General features: G+C 47.2%; 16 protein-coding genes and 1 pseudogene. 14 read left to right on the top strand and 3 right to left on the bottom strand.

Annotation, left to right across the window (positions count from 1 at the left end; all coding sequences use genetic code 11):
• The 4 genes and pseudogenes from PMG71_RS23870 to PMG71_RS09415 all read left to right on the top strand — a co-directional run.
• A pseudogene (locus PMG71_RS23870) lies at window positions 1-126 on the top strand (RNA-guided endonuclease TnpB family protein); the annotation flags it as partial.
• A 22-nt stretch (window positions 127-148) separates the two neighbouring features.
• On the top strand, window positions 149-340 hold the full coding sequence (vapB, locus tag PMG71_RS09405; RefSeq protein WP_283753427.1) for a type II toxin-antitoxin system VapB family antitoxin: 192 nt from the start codon (window positions 149-151) through the stop codon (window positions 338-340).
• Between the two features lie 215 nt (window positions 341-555).
• Window positions 556-1815 carry a serpin family protein gene (locus PMG71_RS09410; RefSeq protein ID WP_283753413.1) on the top strand — a complete coding sequence of 420 codons (1260 nt, stop codon included), beginning with the start codon at window positions 556-558 and terminating at the stop codon, window positions 1813-1815.
• A 79-nt stretch (window positions 1816-1894) separates the two neighbouring features.
• Window positions 1895-3964 (top strand): mechanosensitive ion channel domain-containing protein, encoded by a 2070-nt coding sequence (locus PMG71_RS09415; RefSeq protein WP_283753414.1) that lies wholly within the window; start codon window positions 1895-1897, stop codon window positions 3962-3964.
• A 21-nt stretch (window positions 3965-3985) separates the two neighbouring features.
• On the opposite strand, the gene PMG71_RS09420 is transcribed toward PMG71_RS09415, so the two are convergent.
• On the bottom strand, window positions 3986-5485 hold the full coding sequence (locus tag PMG71_RS09420) for a calcium-binding protein (protein ID WP_283753415.1): 1500 nt from the start codon (window positions 5483-5485) through the stop codon (window positions 3986-3988).
• Between the two features lie 290 nt (window positions 5486-5775).
• On the opposite strand from PMG71_RS09420, the gene PMG71_RS09425 reads away from it, so the two are divergent.
• The 5 genes from PMG71_RS09425 (at window position 5776) to PMG71_RS09445 (ending at window position 9942) form a co-directional block, all read left to right on the top strand.
• A complete protein-coding gene (locus PMG71_RS09425; RefSeq protein WP_283753416.1) occupies window positions 5776-7539 on the top strand; it encodes a sodium:solute symporter family protein in 1764 nt (587 codons plus the stop codon).
• A 95-nt stretch (window positions 7540-7634) separates the two neighbouring features.
• A complete protein-coding gene (locus PMG71_RS09430) occupies window positions 7635-8099 on the top strand; it encodes a hydrogenase maturation protease (RefSeq protein WP_283753417.1) in 465 nt (154 codons plus the stop codon).
• Between the two features lie 31 nt (window positions 8100-8130).
• Window positions 8131-8472 (top strand): hydrogenase maturation nickel metallochaperone HypA, encoded by a 342-nt coding sequence (gene hypA, locus PMG71_RS09435; RefSeq protein ID WP_283753418.1) that lies wholly within the window; start codon window positions 8131-8133, stop codon window positions 8470-8472.
• A gap of 4 nt (window positions 8473-8476) precedes the next feature.
• Window positions 8477-9277, top strand: a complete 801-nt coding sequence (hypB, locus tag PMG71_RS09440; RefSeq protein WP_283753419.1) for a hydrogenase nickel incorporation protein HypB — start codon at window positions 8477-8479, stop codon at window positions 9275-9277.
• A gap of 50 nt (window positions 9278-9327) precedes the next feature.
• The gene (locus PMG71_RS09445) at window positions 9328-9942 is read left to right on the top strand and encodes a CP12 domain-containing protein (protein WP_283753420.1); all 615 of its coding nucleotides are present in this window, start codon (window positions 9328-9330) and stop codon (window positions 9940-9942) included.
• Between the two features lie 76 nt (window positions 9943-10018).
• On the opposite strand, the gene PMG71_RS09450 is transcribed toward PMG71_RS09445, so the two are convergent.
• Window positions 10019-10432 (bottom strand): hypothetical protein, encoded by a 414-nt coding sequence (locus tag PMG71_RS09450; RefSeq protein ID WP_283753421.1) that lies wholly within the window; start codon window positions 10430-10432, stop codon window positions 10019-10021.
• A 68-nt stretch (window positions 10433-10500) separates the two neighbouring features.
• On the opposite strand from PMG71_RS09450, the gene PMG71_RS09455 reads away from it, so the two are divergent.
• Complete coding sequence (locus PMG71_RS09455) at window positions 10501-11088, top strand: ribonuclease HII (protein ID WP_283753422.1); 588 nt, start codon at window positions 10501-10503, stop codon at window positions 11086-11088.
• Here the strand turns inward: PMG71_RS09455 and PMG71_RS09460 are convergent, their stop codons facing one another.
• A complete protein-coding gene (locus PMG71_RS09460; RefSeq protein WP_283753423.1) occupies window positions 11089-11679 on the bottom strand; it encodes a DUF1997 domain-containing protein in 591 nt (196 codons plus the stop codon).
• Between the two features lie 285 nt (window positions 11680-11964).
• On the opposite strand from PMG71_RS09460, the gene PMG71_RS09465 reads away from it, so the two are divergent.
• The 4 genes from PMG71_RS09465 to PMG71_RS09480 all read left to right on the top strand — a co-directional run bounded on the left by PMG71_RS09465 (window position 11965) and on the right by PMG71_RS09480 (window position 13692).
• Entirely contained in the window at window positions 11965-12726 is a 762-nt protein-coding gene (locus tag PMG71_RS09465) for an MBL fold metallo-hydrolase (RefSeq protein ID WP_283753424.1), read from the top strand.
• A gap of 164 nt (window positions 12727-12890) precedes the next feature.
• Window positions 12891-12980, top strand: a complete 90-nt coding sequence (petN, locus tag PMG71_RS09470; protein ID WP_271941349.1) for a cytochrome b6-f complex subunit PetN — start codon at window positions 12891-12893, stop codon at window positions 12978-12980.
• 21 nt (window positions 12981-13001) lie between these two features.
• Window positions 13002-13145 carry a hypothetical protein gene (locus PMG71_RS09475; RefSeq protein ID WP_283753425.1) on the top strand — a complete coding sequence of 48 codons (144 nt, stop codon included), beginning with the start codon at window positions 13002-13004 and terminating at the stop codon, window positions 13143-13145.
• Between the two features lie 100 nt (window positions 13146-13245).
• A complete protein-coding gene (locus PMG71_RS09480) occupies window positions 13246-13692 on the top strand; it encodes a hypothetical protein (RefSeq protein WP_283753426.1) in 447 nt (148 codons plus the stop codon).
• Window positions 13693-13829: the final 137 nt, after the last annotated feature.

Below are 13829 nucleotides of genomic sequence, written 5' to 3' on the forward strand. Positions count from 1 at the left end.
AAATTAGGAATCAGTACCGTGGGGCACACGGGAACTTACGCTACAGGAGATTTGCCCTCTTGGGCAGTTGGGGCAACCCTGCTGTCTAACGGCGAGTCTGTGAATGTAGAATCCTCATGCCTTTAGGCTGAGGAGTGTCAATAAAAATATTGAAAACCTTCCTCAATCGGTTAAGCAAGCGGTCTTGCTGTACACTGAGTTTTTGGCTCATCAGTATGGTAACTCATCTAGTCCAGAAACTAAGACCAATAAACGGGGTGGACTGGGTATTTGGAAAGATCAGATTTGGATTGCAGATGACTTTAATGAACCCCTTGAAGATTTTGCTGATTATATGTAGTCATGAAAGTTTTAATAGATACTAATGTTTTGATTTGGTATCTTCAAAATAGTATCCAATTCAGCGTCTATCGGCATAGATCGGAACAAAATTAGGGCGATCGCCCTAAAAATCTCCATCTACTCCCATCGGTTACAGAAAGGGTAACACCTCATCCATCCGCAAAACCCTGTGACATGCTCAGAAATATAGATCCCTAATTCTGGAAGCTCAAGATGATGACTGTACTCACTTTGAAAAAGCTCGGTATGATGATGACAACCGGTTTAGTCCTGTTGGGGTTGTGGGGATGTATTCGGCCGGCAACTCCAGGGGCGTTCGCCTCTCTACCCATTGTCACTCAACCCGATGCTGCTGTGAATCCCCAATTAACCGATGCTCATACCCGCTTTAGCTTCAAGCTATGGCAGCAATTATTAGCACAAGAAAAAACCGAAAATATCTTTATTTCTCCTGCGAGTGTGGCGATCGCCCTCACCATGACCTACAATGGCGCATCAGGAGACACTCAAACCGCCATGGCTAATGCCTTAGAACTCCAAGGCATGAGTTTAACTGACATTAATCAAGCCTACGCCACGCTCAAGCAGCACTTAGAAAATACCGATGATTCCATTCAGCTCAAATTAGCCAATTCGCTTTGGGGCAGAAATGACATTAAGTTTAAACCCGATTTCTTACAACAAACCAAAACTTATTACCATGCCAACCTCCAATCCTTAGATTTTACCGATCCGGCTACCCCCAAACGCATTAATGATTGGGTGAAACAGCAAACCCAAGGTAAAATTACCCAAATGGTCGATCAGATTAATCCTGACGATCTCCTTTTCCTCATCAATGCCACCTACTTTAAGGGACAATGGCAAAACGAATTTAATCCTAATCTCACCCAAGAGCGTCCGTTTTATCTCCCCAATGGACAACAAAAACAACATCCGATGATGTTCCAAACCGGGAGTTATTATTACCTCGAAAACGAGCAATTTCAAGCCATTCGCTTACCCTATGGTAATGGCCGGTTTAGTCTCTATGTCTTTTTGCCCCAGCCAGAGCAAAATTTATCCCTATTTTATGCCCAACTCAACAGTAATACTTGGCAAACTTGGCTCGGTCAATTTCAAGAACAAGACGGTTCAATTACCCTGCCTAAATTTCAACTGGAATATGGAGTAGAACTCAAACCCGTTTTATCTGCCTTGGGCATGGATCTAGCCTTTAGTCAACAGGCTGATTTTTCTGGAATGAGTGATAATTCTGCCAAAATCGATCAAGTCAAGCATAAAACCTTTGTCGAAGTGAACGAAAAAGGTACAGAAGCAGCCGCTTCCACCTCCGTTGGCATTGTCGCTACCTCAATTCGTCCGCCATCCAATCCCTTTACCATGGTGGTCGATCGCCCCTTTTTCTGTGCCATTTACGACCATGAAACCCAAACTCCTTTGTTCTTGGGATCAATTGTGAATCCTGAATAATCTCCTCTGATGTTCTAGACCCTTGGGGAAAAAGACTATAAACTGAACTGAGAAAATCAGGAATCAGGAGTAGGGACAGATGGTGGGACTTCGCCCTAGGGCCGATTTAAACAAATGTCACAAAAGAGCGATCGCTAAACTGCTGTCGATCGCAATAGGGGCTTTTATCGGCGTGGGATTAACCCTCTGCTTACCCGCATGGAGCCAAAGCCCACCAACGGCTAGGGGAGCAGAAAGGGCCCCCATTGTCTTAGATGGTTATGAATTGTTTGAGGTGGAAGCTTCGGGCAATTTTAGCGCTCAGGAAAGGGCGAACCAAGTTAATCAATTATTACAGGAAAAATTGGATGGGGCGATCGCCACCGAGACTCCGCCTGAAGTCACTATTGTCGAGAATAACGGTCAAGTTAGTCTGCAAGTGAATAACCGTCACCTGATGACGGTGACTCAAGGGGATATGATGCCAGGGCAACCGTCCCTAGAACAAGCTCAATTTTGGCAATACCAGATTCAACAAGCTCTGCAACGCGCTCGCCGGGAAAGAACCCCCATTTATAGGGCTTGGGCGATTAAAATGGCCGCGATCGCCACGGGTGTTACACTGTTTCTGCAAAGTCTGTGGTTTTGGCTCCAGCGACGGTTACAACGGCAAAAAAAACAGGAGGGAGAATGGATTAAGACATCCTGGAAAATCTTAGCCCTGATCCTGTTGCAAGTGGCCACCTGGATTATCTTCATCTCTTATGTAACTAACCTTTTTCCCCTCAGTCGTCGCTGGCTCTATCGCACCACCATTCTGTTAAGGGATCTGTTTTCAGCACAAATTTTTACAATCGGAGAACGGGCCTTATCCCTGAATAACTTACTGTTAATTGGAGTAATGGCGATCGCCTTAATGTTCGCCACCAACTCCTTTACCGAAGTTCTCAAGGCTAAAATTGTCCCCCTAGTGGGAGTCGATCGCCACTCGCAACAGGCGATCGCCTCCTTCATTCGCTATGGTCTCCTATTTATCGGATTTCTGCTCATTCTCACCCTCAGTGGGGTAGACTTTAGCTCCTTGGCGATCGTCATTAGTGTCCTCGGTGTGGGGATTGGGTTCGGTCTACAAAACATCGTCAAAGACTTTATTAGCGGTCTAATTATGATCTTTGAACGTCCCATTCAAGTCGGGGAACTGGTGCAGGTGGGAGACTTTCAAGGCCTGGTGCAACGGATCGGCCCCAGAGTGACCGAAATTACCACCATTGACCGCATTACGATCATGGTTCCTAATTCCCGCTTTATTGAAGGAGAAGTGCAAAATTGGAATCGTACCGGTTTAACCCGTCTCAAAGTATATGTAGATGTGGCCTATGGCTCAGATATGCAACGGGTTCATAATATCCTGCTGGCCGTTGCCCAACTTCCCCACCCGGAAATTCTCCGCCATCCCCCACCGAAAGCCCAGTTTAGAGGTTTTGGAGAGAGTGCCCTTAATTTTCGCATCGTGGTCTTTATTCGAGACCCCTTGAAACAACCGAAGGTTAAAACCCATTTACTCCATCACATGGCTCTATATTTACAACAGTATGGGATTGAAATTCCCTTTCCGCAACGGGATTTACATCTTAAACTGCCTGGACTCGAACAAGTTACGGATACCTGGTTAAAACAACAGGGGAGAGAGCATTGGCAACCGCCCCCGATATCTATCCCGGAACTGCCGAAAATTCAGCCCGAATATGATTGGGAGGATATCATTCAACGAATGCGGGGCCCGGAAGGGATTTCAATTCGCGATCGCCGCTATGGTTTAAAAGTCTTTTCTCACTGTTTTGTCGGTTCTGAAGCCGTCGATTGGTTAATCAAGCATGAACAAGCCACCCGTCCAGAAGCGACGATCATGGGACAAATCATGCTAGATATGGGGATTTTTCATCATGTTTTAGATGAGCATGAGTTTGAAGATGGCCCCCTTTTCTATCGCTTTTATGCGGATGAAACCCCTTCAGATGAAGCTCAATATTCTCCTGCTTCACGCACCAAAAGGGGCGTTCGCGCCAGCGATGCGGAGCATTATCGCATCAAAGACACAGAGTTTTATCGCCCGGATGAACGGGGAATGGAAAAAAATACGGAGACTGATTCTACTTTTACTGAAGATTAACTTTTCTGCTTACTAGAGCGCCTATTGGGGGATGGGCGGGACAACATTGGGAATATAGATTACATCAGGAATTGACCGTATATAGGGCATGATTTGGGGATTGAAGACATCAGCCCCCGTTTGCATCTCTGAGGCTGAAAGGGAGGTAAAATGATCGGCACTTAATCCAGAACTGTAATCGATTAGAGTGCCTAAACTTTGTCCGGTAGCACGAACTTTAATCACCGTATCTAAAGCCAAGGTTCCGCCCACATTAACCGTAGTATCCAAGTCTAGATCCGAGAAAGTTAAGCCATCCGTGAGACCGATGCGGTCTTCATTGCCATTCCAATCTAGAATCTGATCGACCAAACCGGGATTGTTGTTGGCTTCATCGTAGCGCAAGACCAAGGTATCAGCTTCTTCACCCCCCATCAGCATATCGAGGCCTAAATCTCCCACTAGGAAATCTTGGCCCACTCCTCCCTGTAAGGTATCATTGCCTTGGCCGCCTCGCAGGGTATCATTACCTTCGTCTCCCCAAAGGCGATCGGAGTCGAGATCCCCCCGTAGCAGATCGTGCAACAGGCCACCAAAGAGGAAATCATTACCTTGTCCTCCCAACAGGCGATCGCTATCTCCCCCACCCCACAATTGATCCTCACCCTCATTTCCCAGAATGATTTCGCTAAAGGGTGAACCAAATACTCGGTCATCTCCCTCTAAAGCCCAAAGACCCCCGAACAGATTAACAATAGAATAATTTCGGGCTAGAGGGTTGATCGAGGGAATGATCAGATCGTTGCCCTCTGTTCCTACCCGACGCTCTAGGGGGAAAGGAGAGGGACTTGAGGTTAACACCGTTCCCCTCGTGGGGAGTAGGGACTCGGTTAAACCGTCTGCAACTTCGATGGATAGGGAACCGAGGGAAAACATTGAACTGGCTTGATCTGTGTTATCTCCTAAGAAAAACCAATTCGGGTATGAATAAGTATTGGTTTCACCCACGCCATAGTTGCGAAGGGGCCCGCTTAGGATCGGTTGTCCATTGGCCAAGAGGGTATAGCTCTGATCTTTGACCGCTAATTGGTAGTCCGTTGCACTTTGAGTATTAAAGTTAACGGATTCTCCGGGGATGAAATCAGCATTTTTGGCAAAAATTTGGGTTTCGGTAAACCCGAACTCGATTTCACCGGCTTCCTTATCACTCACCACCAGCAGGGTTAAACCAGCTTGATTGGGATCGGAACTCTGCTCTGAGTCGAGGGCGAGGTTAAAGGATACGGTATAGCCCTCTGTCGGGTTGAGGACGGGAAATCGGGCGTTGAAGGGGTTGACGTGAGGAGAGCTGTTAACTGGGAAGGGGAGTTGCAGCAAACTATAGTTGACGTACCCTAAAGAGGGCGGGCCGTTGTGAGTATTGACGGTGACCCGATTGTTACTGAGGACATCCGCTTGCGAAGAGCCGTTACCCTGTAAAAATAAGTAGCCTTGTGCTGTGGGGAGTGTATTTAATGTACCATCAAAAAGAATGGTTTCCACAGTGACCTCCTGATGTGAATTATCCTGGGATGCTCTGGATTAAGACTACAATTGCTTTGCGTAAGTTTCCTGGGATCGCTGGGATCGAGAAGCCCCTCATCCCCCTACCCCCTTCTCCCGCAGGAGAAGGGGGAAAAAGTCCCTCTCCCGTGGGAGAGGGATTGAGGGAGAGGGCATTTCCCGTTGCACAACTTATTTAGACTAGCTATATTACCCATTTTTAATTTTTAATTTTTAATTTTTAATTTTTAATTGATATAAGATAAGAGCGCCGCTATCGCCAGAAGTCTATGGCTCTAATTGATTGGTTGATTGTTCTGTTGTATCTCGTCTTAACGTTAGGGTTGGGGTTATATCTATCGGGGAAAGCCTCGGAGGGACTAGAGGCGTTTTTTGTGTCGGGGCGATCGCTCCCTTGGTGGCTCTCCGGAACCAGTATGGCAGCCACGACGTTTTCCATTGATACTCCCCTCTACATTGCCGGAGTCGTTGCCAGTCGCGGCATTGCGGGGAACTGGGAATGGTGGAGTTTTGGTATTGCCCATGTGGTGATGATTTATATTTTTGCCCGGATGTGGCGCAGATCGGGGGTGGTGACGGATGCCCAGCTAACGGAGATTCGCTACGGGGGATCGATGGCGGCAATTTTACGGGCAGTGAAGGCCTTTTTGTTTGCTGTTCCGATTAATTGTATCGGGATTGGGTACGCGATGCTGGCCATGGTGAAGGTGATTGATGCCCTGGAATTGTGGCAAAGTTTGGGTATCGAACTGGGGGAGAATCTGAAACTCTGGAGCGTGGTGGGGGTGAGTTTATTTGTCTTATTTTATGCGGGAATTTCTGGACTGTGGGGCGTGGTGGCGACGGATTTTTTCCAGTTTTTCTTAGGGTTATTTGGGGCGATCGCCGTTGCCGTGATTGCCGTTAGTCATATTGGCGGTATTCATGAGTTAATTCCCTTGCTGCAACAACAAACAGATACGGATATTCTGGCCTTTATTCCCCTGAATGGGGAAGCCGCAAGCCTCAGTTTAAGTACCTTTGGCGCGTATCTGCTGATCCAGTGGTGGGCGTTTCGGCGCAGTGATGGGGGTGGGGAATTTATCCAACGGTTGTTAGCCTCGAAGGATGAAGCGGAAGCGGAAAAGGCGGCTTGGTTTTTCAATATTTTGCACTATGTAATCCGCACTTGGCCCTGGATTTTAGTGGCGCTGGTGGCTCTGGTGATTTATCCCAATCTCGAAGATCCAGAGTTAGGTTATCCGAAATTAATGTTAGATTTCTTGCCTCCAGCCCTGTTGGGAATAGTCGTGGCTTCTCTACTTGCCGCCTTTATGAGTACGGTTTCCACCTCGATTAACTGGGGGGCATCCTATTTAACCAATGATTTATATTTACGCTTTTTCCGGCCGGAGTCTACCCAGTCAGAGTTAGTGCTAGTCGGTCGTGTTTCTTCGATTATGGTAACGGTTTTAGGGGCGATCGCCGCCTTCTATTCCCAAGACGTAGCCACCGTGTTTCGGTTGGTGATTGCGATCGGAACCGGGCCAGGATTAGTCCTGATTCTACGCTGGTTTTGGTGGCGCATCAATGCGGCTGCTGAATTAGCCTCCATGGTAGGGGGCTTTGTCGTCGGATTAACCACCAGTGTTGTACCCGTATTAACCATTGAAGATTTTGGTCTACGCTTATTGGTGACGGCTGGTATTAGCGGCGTGTGTTGGGGTGCTGCCATGCTCCTCACTCCCCCAGAGTCCGATCGCACCCTAGATGAATTCTATCGGTTAGTGCGACCCGGCGGCCCCGGATGGCGAAAAGTGCGATCGCGCACGGGATTACAACCCGCACAAAGCTTACCCCAAGATTTACTCAAAGTCACCGCAGCCAGCTTGCTCCTATTCGGCTCAATGTTTGCCGTAGGCGGCTTTTTACTCTTGAATTCGACGGTGGGTTGGACAAGCTTAATTATCGCCGTTGCTGGCGCGATGATGTTGCGCTATGTGAGTCCATTAAGGATGGCTCCCATGGCTCGACCGGGGTTAGACGATGAATAATGGCCGCACTAATCATTAATTTAAAGTTAAGTTCCCTATCAGTAAATAAGATTCTAGGGTATCAAGAAAACCAGTTAAGCTTTGGGATACGTTGAATGATTTGCCCATCCCCCCATCCCTCAACTAAAGTTCTCGTGATCGGCTATGGTAACCCCTTGCGGGGGGATGATGGCATTGGGCAAACGGTAGCCACAGAGATAGAAGAGTGGGAATTAGTCAATGTGCGATCGCGTGCTGTTCACCAGCTTATGCCAGAATTAGCACAAGAATTATCGGAAGTGAACTTAGCCATCTTCGTCGATGCTGCTCTATCGGGAGACGAAGTAACCCAATCTAAACTAGAGCCTGCACCAGAACAAGGGTTACCCTGGGGACATTCTCTCAGTCCCTCCCGCCTACTGGCTCTCTGTCAATGGCTGTATCAAACTGTGCCTCAAGCCTGGATAATTAGTGTTCCTGGCGTTGACTTTTCTGACAGCGATCGCCTCTCCCCCCTTGCCCAAGAGCGCGTTACCATTGCCCTCAACCACATTTCCAACTTACTCAAATCATCCCCATAACCCGACTCCCCCATCTCCCCATCCCCCCACTATGCACGAAGTCAGCATCATGGAACAAACCCTAGAAATTGCCCTCAACCATGCTCAAAACCAGGGGGCAAGCCAAATTCATCGGATTAAACTCAAAGTAGGAGAACTCTCTGGTGTCGTTCCCGAAGCTTTAAAGTTTGCGTTTGATGTAGTCATTCAAAATACTATTGCCCAGAGTGCTACACTAGAAGTCGAAACCATACCGGTTGAATGTTACTGTTCCCATTGTCAGGAAAACTTCTCTCCCAGTGACATCATTCATATCTGTCCCCACTGTGGACAAATAAGCCGGGACGTTCGTCAAGGGAAAGAATTAGAGTTAGCATCCTTGGAGGTTTCTTAAATCCATGTGTACCGATTGTGGTTGTGCTGTAACCCCTGGAAAAGTTGAGATTCATAGCCATTCCCATGAACCTCACGATCATGCTCACGATCATCACGATCATCACCATCATCACGGCGATCGTGACCATACCCATACCCTACCGGTTCATCAAGCCATTTTAGCTAAAAACGACCGCCTCGCTGAACGGAACCGGGGCTATTTTTTAGCCAAAGGGCTGTTGGTTTTGAATGTGCTTTCTTCTCCCGGTTCAGGTAAAACCACCCTGATTCAACGCACCCTATCCGATCTTGGAGAACGGCTACCCGCAGGGGTAATTGTGGGGGATTTAGCCACCGATAATGATGCTCAAAGACTACGGGAAACGGGCGCACCCGTCGTGCAAATTACCACAGGCAGTATCTGCCATTTAGAAGCGGATATGATTGCCCAGGCGATCGCCGAAATTCCCCTTGACAAATTGCAGCTTTTGATCATAGAAAATGTCGGTAATTTAGTCTGTCCCGCAGCCTACGATCTCGGCGAAAACCTGCGCGTAGCGATGCTTTCCACCACAGAAGGAGAAGATAAACCCCTCAAATATCCCACCCTGTTTAAGAGTGCTGATGTCATTTTGCTCAACAAAACGGACATTGCTGAAGTCGTCGGATTCGATCGGGAAGTTGCCCTGAAAAATCTTCAGCAAGTCGCCCCCCAAGCGCAGATTATTGAAGTCTCTGCCCGCAGTGGTTTTGGCCTTGAACAGTGGTATGGTTATTTAGAGGAACAATTTAAGCAAATTGCTCCCCAATTGGTACATCCGTAACCTTCAATCTTAACCGGATTATAAACTGAGACTTGAAAGAGGAAAAAACTATGTTAAAAGCATCAGATATCATGACCACAGAAGTGGTAATGATTGGCGGTTTGGCCACGGTAGCAGAAGCCGTTAAACTCATGCGAGAAAAAAAAATTCGCTCCCTCATCGTCAAACGCCGTCACGACCAAGATAGCTACGGAATCTTAACAGAAAGTGACGTAGTTTATAAAGTCACGGCCTATGGAACCGATCCCAAAACCGTGCGGGTTTATGAAATTATGACCAAACCCTGTGTGGCGATCAATCCTAATTTAGGGGTTGAATATGTGGCCCGGTTATTTGCCAATTTAGGACTGCATCGCGCCCCCGTGATTAGTGGTGAAGTCTTGGGAATTATTTCGATTACCGATATTCTTAACCGGGGTGATTTTCTGGAAAAACCGAAAGCACTTACCCTACAAGAAGAAATCGAAAAGGCGATTAAAGAAGCACGGCAAGTTTGTCAAGAGAAAGGCCCCAACTCCCGTGAATGTGCAGTAGCTTGGGATATCGTCGAAGAGCTAGAAGCAGAAGCGGCTCACCAGCAAGCTAAGAAGATTCCTAAAACTAAGTTTGAAGAATACTGTGAAGAATTCCCCGATGCTCTAGAAGCGCGGATGTACGACACCTAAAGCTTGGGTGAGGGATAATCCCTAATCGGTCATATCAAGTCGGGTTATTCATCTTTGCGAAGCGGAAACACCATCCTTAAAAATCTAGGGAGCGAGACGCTCCCACTCCAGTAAGATCAACCGATTCCAGGAGTGCGGGCATCTTGCCCGCTTCTTCACCCCGCTTCTTAACCAGGGAGCGAGACGCTCCCACTCCAGTAAGATCAACCGATTCCAGGAGTACGGGCATCTTGCCCGCTTCTTCACCCTGCTTCTTAACTAGGGAGCGAGACGCTCCCACTCCAGTAAGATCAACCGATTCCAGGAGTGCGGGCATCTTGCCCGCTTCTTCACCCTGCTTCTTAACTAGGGAGCGAGACGCTCCCACTCCAGTAAGATCAACCGATTCCAGGAGTACGGGCATCTTGCCCGCTTCTTCACCCCGCTTCTTAACCAGGGAGCGAGACGCTCCCACTCCAGTAAGATCAACCGATTCCAGGAGTGCGGGCATCTTGCCCGCTTCTTTCATGTATTAACCGGACTTGATATAAGAATTAAGTGGAAATCTTTAAGGATTTTATGTTAGATCGAGTGATTCATGTGGCAGGTGTGGATGAGGTAGGACGCGGTTCGCTCTTCGGCCCGGTAGTGGCTGCGGCTGTGATCCTATCACCGGAGGGGGCCCATCGATTGCAAGATTTGGGGGTACGAGATAGTAAGACATTGAGCCACCGACAACGCCAAAAGTTATTGGGAAAAATTACAGAATGGGCGATTGATTGTCAATTGGGTGTGGCATCGGTGGCGGAAATCGATCGGTTTAATATTTTACAGGCATCGCTGTTGGCGATGAAGCGAGCGGTGCTGAAATTGGGGGAGCTTCCCCAGGTGTGTTTGGTGGATGGGACTCATCCGATTCCCCAGTTGGAAAGGGTTCAGAGGACGGTGGTTAAGGGCGATCGGACGGAAGTGGCGATCGCCGCCGCCAGCATCGTCGCCAAGGTTTGGCGAGATGAATTGATAACTCGCTTAGATCCGTTGTTTCCCCAGTACGATCTGAGGACGAATAAGGGTTATGGAACGAAGAAACATCGTGAGGCGATCGCCGAATGGGGTCTTTCTTGTCTCCACCGGCGATCGTTTAAACTCAAGTCAATTCAGCATTGATTAAGCCTGATTAGGATTAACCAAAGCCTCTAGATTGCCCCCATTGGCTGCCTGAGTATTTTGGCTCTTTTGTACCCAGTGGCGATAATCCCAGAGCAGTTGGTGCATCAAACGCTGTTTAATCGTTAAGAGGACACTTCGGAGTAATCCATTGCCCGTGTTTTCTAGAAGATAGGAGGGAGTCAGATTTAAGGGAGGGGGCAATTCTACCTGTACCACTAAGTTAGCTTTTCCATGAAGAATGGTGCGATCGCCCTGCTGTTGCGGGCAAAGTTGCCCCTTTAAGTCCAGATGAAAGCGTTGATTAATATATTCAATGCCTCGAATGTGACAGCCCACCGACTGCAATTTTACATTTCCGTGAGTATCTGCCCAAACTTTCAGATCTACTGTAGGCTGGAAAGTAAACATCATAAACGTCAAGGGGCGCATTTTCAGCCGAAAGAGTTCATCACTCAAGTGTTCAATTTGACTTTCTGCGGTTAAAGCATTGACTAGACGTTTGGGTTGCCGTAAGTAATGCTGGATGGGAATAGGTTGAGCAGGAACATTGAGGTTGAGTGATTGGGTGGCACTAAATTGGGTGGTCATGGATTAGCCGTTAATCTATTCATGTAAATTTATTTTACAAAATTCTCAGGATTTTAGCCGGTCACTAGAGCCGAGAAAACAACTCACGACTCAATACAGAGCAATCTTGGAACTATAAATGCTGGATTTGAGTTCCAGATATCATACCCCGTCTTGTATGAATAATTGATCTTCAGTTGTTAATTTTTGTTGACGAAACTCAATAATTCTAACGATCGCCCATTAGCCCTAACATTTCCTCATTATGCCTAGAATAAAAACAAAGATAAACAAGCCATCATCCCTATGTATCTCACCTATCTTGATAGCAACTCTTGGTTACTCGAACTCGGAGGACAAAAAATCCTCATTGACCCCTGGTTATTTGGCCCCCTAGTCTTTGGCAATCTGCCCTGGCTATTTAAAGGATACCGCCCCCAAGACCGGACACTTCCAGAAGGCGTTGATTTAATCATTCTCTCTCAAGGATTGGAAGATCATGCCCATCCCCAGACCCTGAAACAATTGAATAAAAATTTACCGGTTGTCGGCTCCCCCAATGCGGCCAAAGTCGTTAAAGCATTCGGCTATACTGATATCCATACCCTAGAGCATGGGCAAACCTATCGCCTTAATGAACAGGTAGAAATTCAGGCTGTTCCCGGTTCTCCCATTGGCCCTACCCTGGTGGAAAATGGCTATATCTTCAAAGAACTCTCTAGCGGCAAAACCGTTTATTATGAACCCCATGGTTACCACTCCCCAACCCTGAAGGAACAGGGTCAAATTGATGTCATTATTACGCCTATGATCGATCTGGGTTTACCCTTAGTTGGCCCCATTATCAAGGGAACCGAAAGCGCCCTCAAAGTGGCAGAATGGGTCAAGCCTCAAGTCATGTTACCCACGGCTGCCGGTGGCGATGTCCAGTTTGAAGGCTTGTTAATTTCCTTACTGATAGCTGAAGGAACTGTAGAAGAATTTCAGCAAAAATTATCGGCTCAAGGCTTAAGCACCCAAGCTCTCTCCCCCACTCCTGGAGAGCGGTTAGAGGTGGTTTTGAATTAGGCTTGGGGGATGGGGAGATGGGGAGATGGGGAGATGGGGGGATAGGGAGACATTAATAACTGTCTATTGTCTATTGTCTATTACCTATTCCCATTGCCTATTCCCCATTCCCCATTCCCTTGTATGATGAACAATGGAGTAATACTGTTGTTTTAAGATTAACTATGGACATTCTCTCTTTAGGTTGGGTTTCCTTACTGGTGATTTTCACCTTCTCTATCTCTATGGTCGTTTGGGCAAGAAACGGTTTCTAAGTAATATCTGAGGGAACGCTCATGGAATCTCCACTTTTCGCCAGTCTCGTTTGGGCAGCTTTTGCCCTGTTAGTCTTGGTAACAGGCGGAGTAGTTTATCTTACCTTAGTAGACTGGAACGATCGCCGCAAGCGACAAAAGGAAGAGCGCGAAAATCGCTCTTAATCTTAAATCATGGGGTGAATAGTGGTATTGGGTGATGGGGTAAGACTCCTGAACCCGATGCCCTATTCCCGATCTTACGGTTCCCTAAATATAAACAGCAATGAAAGACTCTGATACGATTATCTTAAAAGCCTTCTTATTTGCGATTAGCGAGTGTGCAGAAGAGTTACCCTTAAGTCTTAAGTTTGGGATTCATCAAGTCATTAAAGACTGGGATAATGGAGATACAAAAGCGCTGGTTGCCCTAGAAGAGTTGCTCTATAATTATGACGAAATTCTACCCCTCTATGAACAAGCTTGTGTAACGCTTCAGCAAAAACGGATGAAACCTGACTTGGAGGAAGAAGTAGAGGGAGAGGAGGAAGCAGAGGTGGAAAAAAAAGTGGTTTCATCTCCCCAACCTTTACCCAACTTAAAAACGGTTGGCTTTACTATTTTACGTGCTGAAGATCCCCAAGGAGCAGCGAAACGGAAATTAGAAGAGTATGATGCTTCTCCAGAGTGGTATTTAGAGTTGATGCTCGATACAGTGATGAGTAATGAGTAATATCAAGTCCGGTTTCCGCAAGCGGACATGAAAATTTGTTAAGAAGCGGGCAAGATGCCCGCACTCCTCGAATTCTTTGATCTGACTGGAGTGGGAGCATCTTGCTCCCTGGATTTTTAATTAGGGTATTTCCGCTT

Origin of the sequence: Roseofilum acuticapitatum BLCC-M154, from assembly GCF_030068475.1 — a bacterium.
GTDB lineage: Bacteria > Cyanobacteriota > Cyanobacteriia > Cyanobacteriales > Desertifilaceae > Roseofilum > Roseofilum acuticapitatum.